This is a genomic window from Zooshikella ganghwensis, assembly GCF_018263875.1.
In the GTDB taxonomy this organism is placed as follows: Bacteria; Pseudomonadota; Gammaproteobacteria; order Pseudomonadales; family Zooshikellaceae; genus Zooshikella; species Zooshikella ganghwensis.
Genome location: NZ_JAEVHG010000001.1, coordinates 800,717 through 819,043, shown reverse-complemented (window position 1 = coordinate 819,043; position 18,327 = coordinate 800,717). Strand labels below are relative to the sequence as shown.

Genomic DNA, 18,327 nt, shown 5'->3' with positions numbered 1-18,327 from the left:
ATAATTGACAACAAGCACACTGTAGTTGCCAACTCAGCCAAAACAATACTTGATGTATAAAACGAATGTCCCTAATAAAGCGAAAGGATTACTTGCAGAATGAGCAAAGAAAGACTGACCATTCTTTGCAAACATATGGATTAATCGACATTACCAAGACTTCAGCCAAGTGAGTGTTTTCTCTGCCACTTCATCCCGCCAAGCAGCTGAGGAAAAAGTATGGGTCGCCCCACTGACTTCATAGCGTTCAACGTGACGCTGGTTGATTACCTGCTTCCAGGGACTAGATGCATTTAACAACTCACGAAACTCATCTGCGGTTAAGTCATTACCACTAAGAATAATTAAAATTTCCCCTTTAAACCGCTCAAGGCCAAGCCTCATACCTGTCACAAAATCAACGGCAGTCTCAGTGCTTCCATTAACTTTTTTCTTACCAGGCTCAGATGACTGTTCAGGGAATAAAACCTGCTTAATGTTGCCCCACAAATCACCAAAGGCTTTCGTAAAGCCAAACTGTCCAGAGAACACTTTTCGCCAAAGATCAGGGTTTACCAGTCTTGCCAGGTAATAATTTTTGACATAAACCTTGGCCAGACCAGCCTCCGAACGAACCCAGGGATTGAGCAACACTAAACCAGCAATGCGCTTATCCTGAAAGCCATACAACAATGCGGCAGAGGCTGCATCACATAGCCCCCACAATACAACATCTTTTAAATGTGGTACCTGCTGATAGAAAACGTCAATCGCTGCTTGGATATCATCATTAATAAATTCAAACCCTGGACGCGCGCCCTCACTATCCCCCAAACCTCTATAATCAAAGCGCATTACAGGTATACCTGCAGCAGCCAAATAACGCGCCAACAATACAAACTGACGATGGCTGCCTACCCGAGTTTGGGGTCCTCCTACAATGATGAGTACCCCACGTGAAACACTTTCATCTGTTGGTTTATGAATAATCCCCATCAAGCGTTGCTGATGACAGGGAAAAATAACAGGAACTTCACTACTTACACTCATACAACGGCCTGCTCCTTAACCCGCGACAACCACTGTAGCGACAAAGCAATCATTTCAGGCACGTCCACTAATTCTTGTGTTGCCCAAAATGGTTCACAAACAATTGTCTGTAAATCAATATCAATAGCTTGTTTTCGCCAAATGTCCACTACTTTACGCGTAGCAGGTGCAGCATCAGCCTGTTCATCTCTTACCACATCAACCCAGCCAACCGTGGTTTCTGTGCAGGGAATCAGTGTTGATAAGTCTAAGCCTTCCAAATCATTGAGTAATGTGGCTGATAAATTATAGCCCGCCACCTCCAGCGTCCCTTCTGAGGCGATGATATCCTTTAACTGTTGTACCGTTTGGCGCTGAGTATCGCTTCTTACCATGCTTGCTGCCAGCCTTAACCGGAGAAACTGTTGCATAAACTGTTTGCCATTCGTCACTGGCTGCCAGGCAAGTAAACGGGTAACAGGACACTCAGCATGGTGCCGCATCCAGTCAACAGCAATAGGAACCCCTAACCGAAGCCCCCATAACATGACTGGAAGCTGTGTTTGACCCTGAGTCAAATAGTTAAATGCTGCCAATAAATTGGAGCGCCATAAAGGCAAACTCGCTTCTTCCAGCAGTCCCTGACTATCTCCACACCCATGAAAGTCAAATACCAACACTTGCCATCCTGCCTCAGCCAATGCCCTGGCTTGCATAGTGATTATATGCCGAGATTTATTCATCTCTTCAGCAAATGGCGGTACACATAAAACATACCCAACGACTGTAGTAGGCTTGTAGCATACTGAAAATAAATCACCTGACTCAGCAGGAATAAATGCCGGTATAATATCCATGATGCTTGATTTATGATGCCTGGGAAAATATCAGAGCTTTTGCTGCACAAACTGAGTTAAAGAGCCCAGCGTTTCAAACACCTCGGCACTTATCTCATCGTCATCGACCATAAAACCAAAATGTTCTTCTAGGGCCGTAATCACAGACACCACTGCCATAGAATCAAATTCAGGAATTGCGCCTAATAAAGGTGTATTTTCATTGGCAGCAGCCAACTGCTGATCAAGCTGCAATTGGGATGCTAATAACTGTTTAACCTCGTTTAGAACATCCATTCACTGTGCTCCATCTGAACTTACCAACATATACTTAAACTAACGTATACTTACAGACTAACTATACTAGTTATACGCTTATTCATTATAAACTAGCGTACTTACAGCACCATGTACTGGATGTACGCTTATTAAAAATGACCGTGGTATTCCGTTTGCTCTATCAAGGATGCAGCCGAAATTAGCGGCTGCTTTGAGAATAAAGCATTGCGACAGGCTTGGTGTTTTTTTATTACCTAAGCATTACACATGAATGAAGCATGTGCTTCTTCGGTCGCAGGATTACATGTTAGGACATGAGTTAGATAATAACACACTCCTGTGTAAAAACGTGCTTTACATTGGCAACCCCTTGCTATTAATGACCAGGATGGGATATGTACAGCAAATTTCAGCTTTTAGTCCATGAACTCGGTTGGCTAAATGCATTCCTTTATAGTATTCACCGCGGCATCAATAAGCTACATCGCCGCTGCAGAATTATAAAATACTATCTCTACAGCCAGCCTATCAGTCACAAAGCACTCCTTCCTGAGAGCCGAGGCAAGCAGTTTAACATTCAAGAAATAACTGCATCAGACCAACAATGCTGGCCTGACTTTCCCTGCCCAGAACGAGTAATTCGCTATCGTTTCAATCAACATGCTCGGTGCTTCGCAGCTTATAAAAATAACCAGTTTCATGGGTATATTTGGTATACCCCAGGCACTTATCAGGAAGATGAAGTCCGCTGTTTCTTTGAGCCTCTTCCTGCTAATGAATCGGTATGGGATTTTGATGTTTATATTGTGCCTCATGCCCGCATGAGCTTAGCATTTCCAAAGCTTTGGGATACCCTATGTGCTCACCACAGAAAAAATAATATACAGTGGACATTAAGTCGCATTTCAGCATTCAACAAAGAATCTATACGCGCTCATGAGCGACTTGGAGCAAAACGAGTAGGCTCTGCCACCTTTATTTGTGTAGGGAAATGTCAATTAATGCTATCCAGTCACGCGCCTTGGATTTATATTTCCTTTAAGCAAGGTCCCAGACTTCGTGTTGCAGCCAAATAATCAATATTGTAAGTGCGACGATTAAGAGATAGACAAAAGGACACTAAGTAAACCCAGAAAAAGTATTCGCAAAGTGATGTAATATGTTATTTTAAACTCATAATCACATGCGATATCTGTGGTGCTGTAGTAATGCCCTCAGTTAAAAAACCTATGGAAAGGGTATATTTGTAAGAATATCTTACAAATATGTAGTAAAAGCTTACCAGATATTGCCCATGGACTGTGTAATATAATACTCAGAGGGCATAACCACTATGCGCATCATTGTGCTGATCATTTATGCAGCTTTTCTCACGCCAATAATGGCATTTGGCAAGTCTGATTGTGGCAGTTTAGAAAATCACTATGGTCCCTATGACTATACGAATCCAATGCATGTCAAAAATCGCTTAACGATTGTTGAGCGATACCACTTTAGCTCTGATGTTGAGTTTTTAAAGCGTGGCATTACTGGGGATGCGATGGGGGATGTCACCTACACACTTAGAGCATTTCCCAACCATCATCGTGCATTATTTACCGTGATTCGTTACTACACACAAGAAAATCGGCCAGAAAATGCCAAAAAGTATTTTACCGCTGAGTGTTTTTTTGATCGTGCGATACGCTTTAAACCAAATGATGGCACTGTTCACATGCTCTATGGCATATATCTACACCGACTAAAAAAATACGATGAAGCCCAGAAGTCTTATGAAACAGCATTAAAATTAAACACGAATAAAGCTGAAGTACACTATAATATGGGCCTGCTTTATACCGATATGAAAGACTATAATAAGGCACTTGCCCATGCTCACGAAGCCTACAAGCTTGGCTATCCTCTTCAAGGTCTTAAAAACCGGCTTATACGCGCTAACGCCTGGCGATAGCCTAATCAAGAGCAATTAGATGAATAATATTTATGCGAGCGGAGTCCTGACTCCGCTATGACTTAGCTGTTTTTAACAAACTTATGACTTTTTGTTTACTTGCCAACCCTAACCCTTTCACTGTCCTTAAATTAAATGCCTCCACACCCTGAACGTTCTGTACGCTTCTCATCCAGTCCCGCTTATAAGCTTCGCTACCGATACCATAGTCAATAAGTGTCACCTTATCTTCATCAATCGAATGCTTGAACATAAAGTGCGATAGTATTGAACCCACAGAGTAAACTTTGTAGTTCCCATCATAGGCCAGCTTATAAATAGTGGATGTTGACTGAAAAGTAATCCAAAGCTGTGCAGCAACAGGTTGCTGACCAATAGTCAAAACACCCAGGCGTAATATTCCCAAATCAGCACAGAGCCTAATAAAGCTTGGCATAAAATCAGGATATGGCTCAGGTTTCTTCCAACTCTGATTATATACAGTGACAAACCCCGCTATACCCTGTTCAAGCGCTTCACCCTCCTTGATCAGTTTTATGTCATAGCTATGTTCTTTGGCTAGTTTTTTCTCTTTACGCTTAATAGTGTTACGTAGTTTTGAAGAAAGGCTTTGATAATAAGAAGTAAAATCTTCACCGTTTAATTTCAAGAACCAGTTTTCATACTGAAAAAATGCATTAACAGAAAACTGCTTTGCTTTTAGAGCAGTCACAAATCCTGTAGTTTCCGGATCATGATCTTGAGTCAGCAATAATTCAACTTTTTGCCAGCGCGGCTGTTCTTGAGTTATATACTCAACCAATGACGAGATAGCTTGCTGCGCACAATGACTTTGCAAAACAACAACGCCATAAGCTAAAGAGTAAAAGTTTGTCATACTCCTGAGAGTTCGACTTGATGGCTGGGCAAGACAAAACAGCGCCACCACTGGCTGTTGATTACTATCCAGCACAAAATAAATACGAGGCTCTTCATTTTCGTGAACAAGCGCATTATTGAATAAATTTTCAAACCATTGCCAAGAGTAGAACAATGAGCAAGATGAGGGCTCGAAAGAGGTTGACTCACGCAAGTTGGCGGGAACAGCAGTAAATGCTGAAAAAACCTGAACTGTAAAACTCATAAATTACTACTCAACTACTTAACAGCTTAACTACTCATGAGACAAAAAAACTAAGGCTATAATCGTTTGTTGAAGGGTGTACGTCTCAACACTGTGACCATTCTAACTAATCTAGCTGATCAAACATAATTTACCAACAGCACCAGGCCATCACTTTGTCATCATTCTCATAACGAAACTTAACAACTTCAACTTACCTAATGAAAAAATTCTCAGCCAAATACAAATTGCATCACACTTTTTACCACTCAAATCAGCCAAAAAATAAATATTGAATTATTTTAAACAACATAGACATTCATTTGAAATAATAAAAAATATGATTTTATACTCTTCGCGAATCAATTTTTGGGGTTTGTTGTCAGCGCTCTTGACCACCAAGGATGGTGGAAATGCAGTTTATGCATAATGACATGGATGTCATATAGTAGAGCAATCCAGGAGCTATTGCCGAGGAGCATTTAACGGCCACCTCAGTCACTTATTTCTATAAGTTCCTGTGGCTTCATCACTTGACGGTCGTCCCTAAAATTCCTTCGCTTTGGGTATATTTATAATTAAGGTCTAGTAAGAAGGCCACTGAAAAACCAGAAAATGCGAGGCATATGAATTTAATATCAATAAAAACAAGGTAATTATTGATAAAGCTATAGGTAATACTTAATAACTCTATGCATTGCAAAGATTTTTGCGGATAAATCATGCATTATATCCCCTAGCAAAAGATATAGTACATTTCCCCAATTTTTTTCAGGTTGAAAGGCTTACAGTACACTCTATAGCCAAAACGAAGTTTTTTAGCGGTGCTAGTCTGATCTGTGAAGACGAGCAACAGCAACCAAAGCTGTTTTAAAAGCGCTAGCTGGTGTGACAGTTAAATGCTCCGCGGCAATTGCCCCTGCATTGCTCTACTCAATGATTTGTGAAAGGTATATATAAGCCTGTAACTTGGGACATCTTATAAACATGTGTACATATTGGGAAAACACGATAATCTAGCGCTAAAAGGAACAACAGACCTCTGCACCGGTTAGCGTTGTCAAATGATTTAACAAGTACAACAGTCGCTTTTTTGAACAGATTAATGTCACGAATGAAGGATACGCTATGACTCCGTTTTGTGGTTGGATACAGCAAAATACACCACTCAATGCCAACGAAGCTGACAACATTTTACAACATATGCTGGGTACTGATCCTCATGAACGACAGTTAGGCCCACATCATGCTCTCGCAATAAGCCAAACGGACCACAGCTTTTTTATTCAAGATAGCAACACAACGGTATTAGTTAATGGCCATCCTCGCTGGAATGATGAACAATTAGCGACCCAGGCTGCCAAAAACTCACATGCACACGCCCTACAGCATGCCTACCAGCGTGACGGTATAGCCTGTCTTCATCGCTTACAAGGTCAGTTCTACTTTCTCATCATTGATCATAGCCAACAGGTAAGTTATTTGGGTACTGACAGAATAGGCAGTCAACCTGTTTATTATCAGTGGCAACCCGAACTTAGCTTACTAACTTTTGGTTCTAGCGCGGCAATGGTAAAGCGTCACCCCCAAACCCATTGCCAATTATCTGAACAGGCTATTTTCAATTACCTGTATTTTCATATGATTCCAAGCCCAGGCACTGTCTACAAAGACACCTATAAACTGGAGCCAGCTCAATATATTAAAGTACAGCACGACAAGTTATCACACCACACATACTGGCTTCCCGACTTCAGTGATTACACCAGCTTTAATGATGATGAGTTAGGTAACTTAGTATATGACACGCTTCGAAGTGCTGTATTGCGTGCAAGCGAACGGCCTAACCCTGGTGCATTCTTAAGTGGAGGACTTGATAGTTCAACTGTAGCCGGTTTTTTCAGCCAGGTTAGTACTGAACCGGCCAAAACATTTTCAATCGGTTTCCCGGTTGCAGCCTACAATGAAATTGACTACGCACGTATAGCTTCCAGGCATTTCAAGACTGAGCAACATGAATACTTCATACAACCAGAAGATATTTTGACTGCTTATGACTCGATCATCGGTGCACTTGATGAACCCTTTGGTAACTCTTCAGTTTTACCTACTTATTTTTGTGCAAAACTCGCAAAAGAAAATGGTGTTTCAACCATGCTTGCAGGTGATGGTGGCGATGAAATTTTTGCGGGCAATACTCGTTACCAAAAACAAATTATTTTTGAAAACTACCAAAAAGTTCCTTCATTTGCCCGCCAAAAACTTCTAGAACCGATTATTATGCAGAGTGTTTTTTCACGATTACCCCTGGGTAGTAAAGCACAAAGCTACATTAAGCAAGCACTTACTCCACTCCCGGATCGGCTCGAAAACTACAATTTTTTACATCAACATGCGGCAAGTGAAGTGTTTACCGCTGATTTTCTACAAAAAGTTGATATAGAAGCGCCTCTTAGTCACCTACGAGATGTCTATCATAGACCCAAACAAGGTGACTATATCAATCGCATGCTCTATCTAGACTGGAAACGAACACTTGCAGATAACGATTTACCCAAAGTGAATCGAATGTGCCAGCTTGCTGGTGTAGATGTCGTCTACCCAATGTTAGACGATGATTTGATTGCCCTTACCTGTAGTATTCCATCCAATAAAAAAGTCAATTTTCAAAAACTTCGTTATATTTACAAGCATGCAGTGCGTAACTTTTTACCAGAAGCTATTATCAATAAGCCTAAGCATGGCTTTGGTTTACCCTTTGGTATTTGGACTAAAGAGCATAAACCATTACAAGAATATGCTTACCAATCACTAGACCACGTTGAGTCGCTTGGTGTTTTCCACCCCGAGTTTTTAGCCAATGCAAAACACATGCATCAACATCAGCATAGTGATTACTATGGAGAACTCATCTGGCTTTTAATGACACTTGGTCAATGGTGTAAAACACATTTAGACGAATAGTATGGTAAGACTAAAAAAACAGCTTGGTCGTATACCTTTTGCTACAGGTATATAACCACGCTGTTTTTTTGACAAGAATTTAAACAACTTCAGGCAAAGTATTTCGGTAATTCAAAACATGCCGCAACATAAACTTGCCAGAAGAAGTATCCCAAGGGGTAAACCGGGCCAGTTGATAACAGTCAGCATCTGGAGAAGAAACGCCCCAGGCAGTGGAGACAGCACACTCATAGCCTAATTTTTTTACAATATTAATATGTGCTGCCTGATAATCCCTACCTGGCTTGCCATTTGGATAAGCAAACACTCGTAGAGGCTCACCAAGCACACTTTCTAAATAGGCTTTGTTATTAGCAATTTCCTGTTCGGCTTCTGTTTCAGGCAAACTAGCCAGTATTGGGTGACTGCAAGTATGACCACCAATATCCATCCCCTGCTGCTTCATATGGCATAGCTGTTCAACAGTCATCATTAAGTTGTTTGGTGCTGTCACTTGCGCTTGTTGAAGAACATATTCAACTTTTTCAGCACGCTCAGCATGAGGCAAGTAGATTAATTTACTTAATAAATAGTTTGCAGTACGTTCTTTGTTTTCTTTAGTATCAATAGCAAGAGGATGCTCATCAATTTCACTGAGCATTAATGTATTCAGCGGCGACTGAAAAACAGCTTCTAGTATTTTATCATTCCACATGCAGCCGCCATTTAAAAAGCCAGAAGCAATAAAAAATGTTGCAGGTAACTGCCACTTTTTAAGAATAGGCAATGCAACTTCGCAATTGTCTGCATACCCATCATCAAAGGTAATACACACAGCGCGCGGAGGTAGGGAGTTATTTTTTAAAGACTGTACTGCATCAGCTAACGGCAATACATTAAAGTACTTAGCCATCAAACCCATTTGCTGATCAAAAAGTTGGGCATCAACTTCCAAACCGATACGATTATAAGGTTTAGGATGCACTCTATGATAAATGAGTATTGCAAGTTTACCTTGTTGCTCTGTCCGTGAAAGCCAGGTCCCTAATGTTTTTAAACCGTTCATAACCATCAGATGAAACTTCCCAGCCAGATTATTCATTAAATGTTAAGATATTTTACATATTTTATTGCTCCCAGCGCCATTTTACCTTTGTAGAGCCTGTTGATTCACTAGGTTTTACTACTTCATCTTTAACAGTTTTTGGTTCCGCTAAAGCTTGTTCCACACAAACCCGAGTTAAAACAAGTAATGCAACCATGTGATAAGGCAAATCAAAGTATGCTAACCCCAAAAAGGCGCCACCTGTAGCATATGCTACCAAACCAACCTGCAACATCCGCGCCAAATTTAGTGCCCATACCAGATCCTCTCGCCCTTTGGTATTTTTAATAATCCAGCTACCTGTTCGCCATGCTAAAAAGAACAAAAAGAAAAAGATAAACAGTCCGATAAACCCTTGTTCTCCCAGCACTTCAAAATAAATACTGTGTGCATCAAAGACACGTGTTGGGTCTGAATAAACCGCAAACACCTCTTCTTTCCATGGACCATAACCACCTGCCGTCACTCGGTCCTTAGCCAGATTATAGGCCATCGTCCAGGCACTTATGCGACCCAGTGCCGACTCATCTTGCTCGTAGGTTTGAATCGTTGACATACGCTCAAAATATTTGGCCGGCATAGCCATCAAAATCACCACTATCGCAAGTACAGCCGCAAGACCAATCGGTAATTTGTTAGGACTTTTCAACCAAAAGAAAAACATCATCGCCATAGCACCTAAAAAGGCACCTCTGGAATAAGTGGTAATAATGGAAACACCAATGAGCACCATAGCACCTAATAAAGCACGTTTTATCCACTTATTATCAACCGTCATTTGCATAAAGCGAAACATCGGCAAAACCATAAGTAATGCCAGGCCCAACTCATTATTTCCCTCAAAATAGGAGCCAGGAGGTCCCCAAACCCTGAAGTTTAAACCGCTAAGAATTGAAAAAATGCCGCCTTTAATACCAAAAAAACCAACTGAAAGCGCAATCACCCAAACCAATGTTTGAATACGCTCTCGGTTATTAATCAATATTAAAGTTAAAATAGTAAAAAACTGTATTTTCATGACACGGATATACTCAATTTTTGCATCTTCGGGATAAAGTGCAAAAAACGTCGTAATCGACATCCAGATAATAAAAATAATTAACGTGACTGTGACTGGCGTTACAGGAAATTTTTTGGTTTCTTTCGAGGTAACAAAGGAAATGACCGTTAATACAGCAACTAACATGGCATAAGGAAAACTATAACTAAATCCCCAGCTTAATCGGTGAGGATTCATATAACTAATCCAAGACCAAAAATACACACCAATATGGGGATTCATCAAAATTTTGGGAATCCCCACTAACACAATCAGTAAAACCAGTATATCGCGCATTTTGCCTGTGTTTTCCTTAGCTGAGGCAGTCGTCCTGCAAAATTCTTAACCACTCAATGAAGGTGAAAGCCAATTCTTTTATCTAAATGATGTTTACACATGTAATCATATAATGTCGTACTTAACAGACCACGACTTGCCGTTGCCTGCCAATGTAAATCAAATAATGAGTTCGCCTCAATGACAACGGGTCCTTTGTCAGTTAACGCCACATCCCACGCTAAAACACCATTAAAATGAACACATCGTGAGGCCCGCTGTACCAAAGTTACTGTTTCTTGCCAATCAGGTAACTGAAAGCCTTCAACCACTAGGCCACTACTTTTATGAACTGCTTGGGGTTGTGCAATACCATTGATACGCACTGAACCATGTTGTAAGCGTCCTGTTGCCAATTCTATCGCAGCTGACATATTACCTAACGATGTGTTATCTGCAATCTGATCTGCTGCAGCAAGACGCATCATTGCCGCATGAATGCAAACATCTTCATCATAGCTGCTGATTATTCTTGCCGTGTGTAAAACATTAGGGGCAAATTTTGCCATCTCCTGATGAGGGTTCAACCGCTCTTCTATCAAATAAGTATCTAAGTGTGGTTGTGCCTGAAAATGCTCAAGTAACTCAGGCAGTGTAATTTCCCCTTGTGGTAGCTTTTGCCAACGACCAGGCTCTATCTGATCACCCAAACTTAATACACCTACTCCCCGAGTACCTGCTACTGGCTTTATAAAGAGATTACCCAAGCTGCGCTGAATCAACCACTTTTCTAACTGCTGAGGTGTTCTCAATAATTGCCCATCATCACTCAACCCTTTTGGACCATAGGTTCCGTATACCCGGGCAACAGGAATTTGGGCTGCACTCAAAAAATGAGAAAAGATCAGTTTATTTTCTGTCAAAAATTTATAGTGTTCAGGAGAGACTGGCGCAACCCATCGCCAACGTTCATGGCACCCAATATATGTCAACTTTTCAGCCCAGCTGACTTCTGGCCTGAACAGCCCATATAAATAGTAGTCATCAGCGGTAACACCATTCGCATACATTAGCTTGCACTGATCCCACCAGTGTTGATACCACTTACCACCAACGAGTGGGTGTTTCTGCTTATGCACATCTACATCATGCATAGCCTGCCGAAGTAAAGACAATGACCGGGCAACCAGCTTAATGATTTTCACACCTCACTCCATCGCTCAATTTCTGACCACTTTCAATCCACGTTTATCAAAAGCTTATTCTTCAGAATCACTATGCTGAGCAAGAAAACTTCATGAAACGTCTGTACTCGCAAAAAAATAGCCAGCGAATACTAATCTTAGTAGGAGGAAGGAGAATATAGCTTATATCTTCTCTGAAAAATCAACGTTTAGTGTTACAACCTTCACAAAATCAACGAAAGCTCTGTTTTTGTGAACTATTAATACTCGTGGTGGCTAATTATATATTCACTCTGGCATTAACAAATATAATGCAGGGTAAAAGGTTTAGCGAATAGGTTACAGCTGTTTACTGTATGACATCTTTATATACAAATAACGTCGTGTATCATATTGGTATTATGAATTTTTTGAGACAAGGCACGAAAAAATACAGCCTGAAACATAAGTCCAGCCCTACTTTAGAGAAAGCCAAAAGAAACCCTCGCAGGAACAGGTTGCGAACAAGCTGTTATAATTGCCACAATATACCCAATATGAATGGTTTTTAGGTGCGGCCATCAAGTGACGAAGCTCCACGAGCCTATATTAATAGGTGAGGAGTGAAGATAACAAAACCTAGAAATCATTCGTGAAGGGTATAGAACAAATGCATATTAATGTGGATACGCTCTGCTACCCTGCCATTACATGCACGTTTACAGTGATGCACCTCACAACAAAGAGCAGGACTACACTTTAGGGAATAACAAAAAACCTCCTTTTTTACATATAATGCGCTGCTTTTCTTTAACAAAATAGGCGCTGACGACCAAAACTTAGCGTCAAAACCACGCATTACAACAAGCTGTAGATTTATTAGAGGACCATTAGCTAGATGGATGCTTCCACGGTTAGTAAACGAATGTTTTCAGGGGCAGTTTGGATGGTTTGCCTCAAACTGAGTGTGCGTGCAATAGGGTTAGTAAGCACCGTTATTCTTGCACGATTACTGATACCTGCAGACTTTGGTCTGGTTGCACTTGCCATGAGCTTTTATGCCATTTTGGATGTACTTACAACATTCAACTTTGACATGGCCCTTATCCAAAACCAGAAAGCTACACGTGATGACTATAACGCAGCCTGGACCATGAACCTGCTGATGACCATCGGCATTGCTATTATTTTACTCTCCAGTATGTCTTATGTTTCGGACTTATTTAATGAACCGAGACTTATGTATGTTTTTCCTATGATGGCGATCATGTCATTTCTCGAAGGGCTCACGAATATCGGTGTTGTTGATTTTCGAAAGGAACTTGAGCTACGCAAAGAATTCAAATACGAGGTTAGTAAAAAAGTATTAGCATTTATTGTTACGGTTAGTGCAGCAATTTACTTTCGGTCATATTGGGCACTATTAACAGGCATGGTTGTTGGTCAACTTGGGGGCACAACCCTAAGCTATATTATGCATCCCTTTAGACCAAGACTCAGCTTAAAAGGTGCTTCAGCGTTACTGAATTTCTCTAAATGGCTATTGATGAATAATGTCTTATTTTTTGTTAACACTCGTCTTATGAATCTCATCATTGGTAGCTATTACCCATCTAAAGTACTAGGTCATGTTTCCGTTATTAAAGATATAGCGGAAATGACCACAGCTGAACTGGTTTGGCCAATCCAGCGTGCACTTTTTCCTGGCTATTCCAAACTGACTAATAATCCGACAGCATTAGTCAATAACTTTTTAGGTAGCTTATCCGTAATCTCTTTTGTAGGTGTACCTCTAGCCGTAATGATTGCTTTTTTCAACGAGTACGTGGTGTTTATTATTCTCGGCGATCAATGGCTAGAAGCGGCTTGGATGCTTCGAATCATGTGTTTGGCAGGTGCTTTCAACCTGATTGGAGCAGCAACAGCCTCCGTTTTTTTCGCTACAGGGCGCCCCAAAATAGTGACCATGATTGCACTATTTTTAGCGGTTATTCGTCTTCCTGTATTCTTTTATTTTATCGCCAATAAAGAGCTGGAAGCAGCGCTCTACACTTTATTAGTGACATCCGCATTACGAACCTGCGTCAGCTTAATTACCATCGGCAGAATACATACTATTTCATTGCTCGCTATGCTGGCGCCAATCGGGCGAACCTTTCTTGCCGCATTCATCACAATGTTTGCTATAGTATCACTCACTCAGTGGTTCCCATTGCAACAAGCGATTCTTCTCGATTTAATCACAGTCATTGGCATGGGACTGCTATGTTCAGTTGTATATTTAATCATGCACTACTTGTTTTGGTATTTATTTGCCAAACCTAAAGGTGCAGAGACTATTATTCTTAATTTTGTTAAAAGTAAATTAAACCACTAGCAATGGACCTGACATGGATCTTAAACACGCATCGGCACAACATGCCTGGCAGCTTATCAATGACCCAGACTTTTTCCAGCAGTGGCAAAAACTTTACCAACTAAGTGACTATGCAACCCCTTATCAAGCACCTGACTATATAAAGCTTTGGTACCAGCATTATGCTCATAGCTATACTCCACTGATCGTATATCTCCCTGAGCATGATCAAGTGCAAGCCATTATGTGCTTAGCGGTAAGAAACCAACATATTATTGCAGCAGGAAGTCACCAAGCAGAGTACCAAGGCTGGCTTTGCCAGCAACAAAATACAGCTGTTTTTTTCCAAAAATTATTAGATTTGTTAGACCACCATTATGCTGAACATGCATTACAGCTAAAGTATTTACCAGCAGAGCTATTTACAGATCAGCTTCAGCACATAATAAATAATGACCGCATACTGCTAACATCACACCAACTCCCTTTAAATACTTTAGACCCTGCAGCTATTGCCCAGTCATTAAAAAAGAAAAGCAACAAAAGTCGTATAAATCGTCTCAAAAAACAAGGAACTCTCCACTTTGCTCGTGTAACAAAACCAGACGAGCAAATAGCTCTTCTAAAACAAATGATTCCTTTATATGACTTTCGCCAAGGAGCTGCCAACCAAAGCTTTCCTTTTCTGGATGATCATAGCAAGCATGATTTTCATCAAGCACTTTGCCAGCAACAGAGCCACTTATTACATATGACGGGCCTATGGATTGATGATAAATTAGTTGCAGCTCACTTAGGTTTTATCCACCAACATAATGTTCACCTAGCTATTTTCTGTTATTCACCTTTTTACAGTTCACACTCTCCTGGCAAAATTCACTTGTTAATGTTATGTGAACTTCTGGCACAGGAAGGTATGTCCTGTTTTGACTTAACTCCCGGTGGCGACCCATGGAAAAACCGATTTGCGACCACCTATGATACCGTTTACGAACTCTATCGTTATCGAAATCAACGGGATAAACAAGTTGCTACCTATTTAGATAAAGGTCTAGATCACGTCAAGCAAGGGTTAGCTCACTTCAACATTACCCCAGGCCAAGCAAAAGAAACGATTAATAAAATCCGCCGTGCAGCATCACCCACGCTCATTACTAAAGTTAAACAGCATCTATTACAGGATACTGAGCTACGGATTTATCAGCTAACAGAAGATACAGCCTCTTCGCTCACTGAAGCCCCATTTAAAATAAACCATCTTGATGATTTGCTGAAGTATATACCTTGTTATAACTGGCAAGATCGCTGCCGATTTACAAGAGAGGCTTTACACCGTATTGAGCAGGGAGAAATTCCTTATACCTATGCTGATCACTCGACTTTACTGTCTTATGCCTGGCTAATACCTAATGCGAAACAAGCCTTTTTTAATGAAGTACAACAGGGCATGTCTTTTCCACCTCAATCTGCTGTACTTTATGACTCGTATACTCATCCTCCTGCACGTGGGCAAGGGCTACATCAGTTAAGCTTGCAGCAGCGTATCCACGATGCATTCACTGTATACCAGGCTAAACAACTATTCATTGTTGTCACAGCAAATAATAAAGTTTCTCGACATGTGATTGAAAAATACGGCTTTGAGTACATCGGCTCATTGTATTATCACCGTCGCTTTAATAAAGAAGAAAAAGTTAACCGTTTACCGAGCATTTACCATTCACAACCGGTGTAACACAACTATGTTTAAAGTCTTCCTGTTACGTATCATCAGGGGATTAGGCGTTTTTAGATTATTAAAGCCTCTAAATCGCAATAAGCTGTTAATTCTTTGTTATCATGCTTATGAGCTAAGAGATGAAAGCCAGGCATTTCCTAAGCTCTTTATCAAAGCAGATACCTTTCAAAAACGCCTCAACACCCTGCAAAAAGCAGGTTATACCGTATTACCTTTGAGTACTGGTGTTGACCTGTTAAAGCGTAATCAGTTACATGGTTACAATGCTGTCATTACCATTGATGATGGGTTTCATAGCGTGGCTGATGTGGGTATACCCATACTCAATCAATTCAATATGCCTGCCACCATTTACCTCACAACCTATTACCAGCAAAAACAAACGCCGATCTTTTCTTTGGCGGTCCAATATATGTTTTGGCAGGCAGAAGACCGCACACCTTCGCTTTCAGAGTTAGAGCCTTTTAGTCAGCAGCTTAGTCATGCAGCACATTTTGATAGACAACAATTGATGTGGGCACTTATTGAGCTTGGTGAAGATCATTTGTCACAACAAGAGCGGGAACAATTAGCACAAAAAATTGCAACCTCATTAGCTATTGATTATGAAGCTATCAGACAAGACAAGCTTTTTACCGTCATGAGCAGCCAGCAAGTTCAGTCATGCTTTTCACCCAACATTGATATTCAGCTACATACTCACCGCCATCAGCTACCCGTTGACCAACAGCTCACGACTCGGGAAATTCTAGAAAATAGATATGCATTAGAACAGTTACTGCCAAAAACCTATGACCATTTTTGTTATCCCAGTGGCTTTTGGCATAAACAGCACTGGCCCTGGTTACGAGCTGCCAGTGTTCAGTCAGCAACCACGTGTGAAGCAGGGCTTAATCGGCCTGATACCCCTTTAATGGCATTAAAGAGAATCTTAGATGGTGAATATATCAGCCAGGTCGAGTTTGAAGCTGAACTTTATGGCTTTGGTGAGTTATATCGCTATTTCAAACGCTTTGTCATCAAAATAAAGCAAACTATTGAACACGCTCGTCACACACTAAATGCTCAATATGCTAAGCGTGCTAAATAATAAACAACGTATACCCAAAAAATGGCTCGTGAAGGGTACAATAAAAGATTGGGTTTACTGCGTTAACTCAGCACGGCTGATATAAACATTATAGGCCCTATTCAATACAGTCAGGCATAGGCAATCGCCATGGAGTTTAAAGATTACTATAAAATCCTCGGAATTAAAGACAATGCAACAACTGAAGACATTAAAAAAGCCTATCGAAAATTAGCTCGTAAATATCACCCTGACGTTAGTAAAGAGGACAATGCGGAAAGTCAGTTTAAAGAAATTGGTGAAGCATATGAGGTGTTAAAAGATCCTGAAAAACGTGCAGAATATGACCAGCTTAAACAGCTAGGTGCGCGAGGACGTGATGGCTCGTTTCAACCACCACCTAGCTGGCAGTCTGCTAACCACTTCCATGAAGCATTTAGTGGTGACAGTCAGTTCAGTGATTTCTTTGAGGCTATTTTTGGGCAACATGGTAGTGCCCGAAGACACTATTCCTCGCAAGGTTTTCAGCAAACCATAAAAATGCGTGGGGATGATATTCATCATCGTATCGCACTGTTTTTGGAAGAAGCCTACCAGGGTTGTCAGCGTACTTTACAGTTTCAAGTCCCAGAAGCTGATAACCAAGGGTTAATTACTCATCGTACAAAAACGCTTAATGTTAAAATTCCTGCAGGTGTCACTCAAAATCAACACATCCGCCTAAAAGGTCAAGGTGCACCAGGTATTGGTGGCGGCCCAAGTGGTGATTTATTTTTAGAAATTGAGCTTGCCCCCCACCCTTTATTTCATGCTGAGGGCAAAGATATTTTTCTGAATATTCCTGTTACCCCCTGGGAAGCAGCTCTGGGTTGTGCCATTACCATTCCAACACTGGGAGGCAAAGTTTCACTTAAAATTCCAGCAGGTGCCCAAGCAGGGCAACGCTTTAGGTTAAAGGGTCGTGGTTTACCTGGCACACCACCTGGCGACCAATATGCGATTTTACAGCTCACTCAACCAGCCCATCACAGTGACAAAGCGAAAAGCCTTTATCAACAACTAGCACAGGAAACATCTCACTTTAATCCACGACAGAAACTGGGAGTGTAAATGAGTCCACATCATCCCCCTATCACCATTTCTGATGTAGAAGTTATTGATACATCACCACGCTTCAGCCTTATTGAAATTTGTGAGCGGTGTGGGGTGGATCAAACGCTTATTATTGCCATGGTAAGCTATGGTATTGTAGAACCTCATAATGACTACCACATACCAGAGCAGTGGCGGTTTATGGCAGGTGATTTAATACGCTTACAAAAGGCATTGCGTTTAAAGCGCGACCTTTCACTAAACCTGTCAGGATTAGCGTTTGCTTTAGACTTATTAGATGAGGTTAACAGCCTGCGCCAAGATATAAATCAGTTACAGCATTACATTAAAACCATGCAGCAAGACTAAG

The 18,327-nt window shown here is 41.0% G+C and carries 15 protein-coding genes; 8 read left to right on the top strand and 7 right to left on the bottom strand.

Annotation, left to right across the window (positions count from 1 at the left end; translation table 11 throughout):
- Window positions 1-150 precede the first annotated feature (150 nt).
- The 3 genes from KHS79_RS03590 to KHS79_RS03580 are packed head-to-tail and all read right to left on the bottom strand — an operon-like array spanning window position 151 to window position 2,141.
- Window positions 151-1,029 (bottom strand): hydrolase 1, exosortase A system-associated, encoded by an 879-nt coding sequence (locus KHS79_RS03590; RefSeq protein WP_027707535.1) that lies wholly within the window; start codon window positions 1,027-1,029, stop codon window positions 151-153.
- Window positions 1,026-1,865 (bottom strand): hydrolase 2, exosortase A system-associated, encoded by an 840-nt coding sequence (locus KHS79_RS03585; RefSeq protein ID WP_212716680.1) that lies wholly within the window; start codon window positions 1,863-1,865, stop codon window positions 1,026-1,028. Before KHS79_RS03585 ends, KHS79_RS03590 begins: the two co-directional genes overlap by 4 nt.
- A gap of 30 nt (window positions 1,866-1,895) precedes the next feature.
- Complete coding sequence (locus tag KHS79_RS03580) at window positions 1,896-2,141, bottom strand: acyl carrier protein (protein WP_027707533.1); 246 nt, start codon at window positions 2,139-2,141, stop codon at window positions 1,896-1,898.
- Between the two features lie 377 nt (window positions 2,142-2,518).
- Here KHS79_RS03580 and KHS79_RS03575 point away from each other — a divergent pair, with 377 nt between their 5' ends.
- Both KHS79_RS03575 and KHS79_RS03570 read left to right on the top strand, forming a co-directional pair.
- Complete coding sequence (locus tag KHS79_RS03575; RefSeq protein WP_212716679.1) at window positions 2,519-3,199, top strand: GNAT family N-acetyltransferase; 681 nt, start codon at window positions 2,519-2,521, stop codon at window positions 3,197-3,199.
- A 257-nt stretch (window positions 3,200-3,456) separates the two neighbouring features.
- Window positions 3,457-4,074, top strand: coding sequence for a tetratricopeptide repeat protein (locus KHS79_RS03570; RefSeq protein WP_212716677.1), 618 nt, complete (start codon window positions 3,457-3,459; stop codon window positions 4,072-4,074).
- A gap of 55 nt (window positions 4,075-4,129) precedes the next feature.
- On the opposite strand, the gene KHS79_RS03565 is transcribed toward KHS79_RS03570, so the two are convergent.
- Window positions 4,130-5,197 (bottom strand): GNAT family N-acetyltransferase, encoded by a 1,068-nt coding sequence (locus KHS79_RS03565; protein WP_212716675.1) that lies wholly within the window; start codon window positions 5,195-5,197, stop codon window positions 4,130-4,132.
- 1,107 nt (window positions 5,198-6,304) lie between these two features.
- Between KHS79_RS03565 and KHS79_RS03560 the strand changes: the two genes are divergently transcribed.
- A complete protein-coding gene (locus tag KHS79_RS03560) occupies window positions 6,305-8,140 on the top strand; it encodes an asparagine synthetase B family protein (protein ID WP_212716673.1) in 1,836 nt (611 codons plus the stop codon).
- A gap of 79 nt (window positions 8,141-8,219) precedes the next feature.
- Here the strand turns inward: KHS79_RS03560 and KHS79_RS03555 are convergent, their stop codons facing one another.
- The 3 genes from KHS79_RS03555 to KHS79_RS03545 are packed head-to-tail and all read right to left on the bottom strand — an operon-like array spanning window position 8,220 to window position 11,744.
- Window positions 8,220-9,191, bottom strand: a complete 972-nt coding sequence (locus KHS79_RS03555) for a polysaccharide deacetylase family protein (RefSeq protein WP_212716671.1) — start codon at window positions 9,189-9,191, stop codon at window positions 8,220-8,222.
- A gap of 55 nt (window positions 9,192-9,246) precedes the next feature.
- Window positions 9,247-10,560: a putative O-glycosylation ligase, exosortase A system-associated gene (locus KHS79_RS03550; RefSeq protein ID WP_051311759.1), complete on the bottom strand. Its 1,314-nt coding sequence runs from the start codon at window positions 10,558-10,560 to the stop codon at window positions 9,247-9,249.
- A gap of 53 nt (window positions 10,561-10,613) precedes the next feature.
- Complete coding sequence (locus tag KHS79_RS03545) at window positions 10,614-11,744, bottom strand: sugar-transfer associated ATP-grasp domain-containing protein (RefSeq protein WP_212716669.1); 1,131 nt, start codon at window positions 11,742-11,744, stop codon at window positions 10,614-10,616.
- A 904-nt stretch (window positions 11,745-12,648) separates the two neighbouring features.
- Here KHS79_RS03545 and KHS79_RS03540 point away from each other — a divergent pair.
- The 5 genes from KHS79_RS03540 to KHS79_RS03520 all read left to right on the top strand — a co-directional run bounded on the left by KHS79_RS03540 (window position 12,649) and on the right by KHS79_RS03520 (window position 18,326).
- Window positions 12,649-14,079, top strand: coding sequence for a lipopolysaccharide biosynthesis protein (locus tag KHS79_RS03540; RefSeq protein WP_212716667.1), 1,431 nt, complete (start codon window positions 12,649-12,651; stop codon window positions 14,077-14,079).
- A 13-nt stretch (window positions 14,080-14,092) separates the two neighbouring features.
- Window positions 14,093-15,793, top strand: coding sequence for a GNAT family N-acetyltransferase (locus KHS79_RS03535; protein WP_212716665.1), 1,701 nt, complete (start codon window positions 14,093-14,095; stop codon window positions 15,791-15,793).
- Window positions 15,794-15,800: 7 nt separating this feature from the next.
- Complete coding sequence (locus tag KHS79_RS03530; RefSeq protein WP_212716663.1) at window positions 15,801-16,886, top strand: polysaccharide deacetylase family protein; 1,086 nt, start codon at window positions 15,801-15,803, stop codon at window positions 16,884-16,886.
- 129 nt (window positions 16,887-17,015) lie between these two features.
- Window positions 17,016-17,975 (top strand): DnaJ C-terminal domain-containing protein, encoded by a 960-nt coding sequence (locus tag KHS79_RS03525; RefSeq protein ID WP_212716661.1) that lies wholly within the window; start codon window positions 17,016-17,018, stop codon window positions 17,973-17,975.
- The gene (locus KHS79_RS03520; protein WP_212716659.1) at window positions 17,976-18,326 is read left to right on the top strand and encodes a chaperone modulator CbpM; all 351 of its coding nucleotides are present in this window, start codon (window positions 17,976-17,978) and stop codon (window positions 18,324-18,326) included. It begins immediately after the preceding gene.
- Window position 18,327 lies beyond the last annotated feature (1 nt).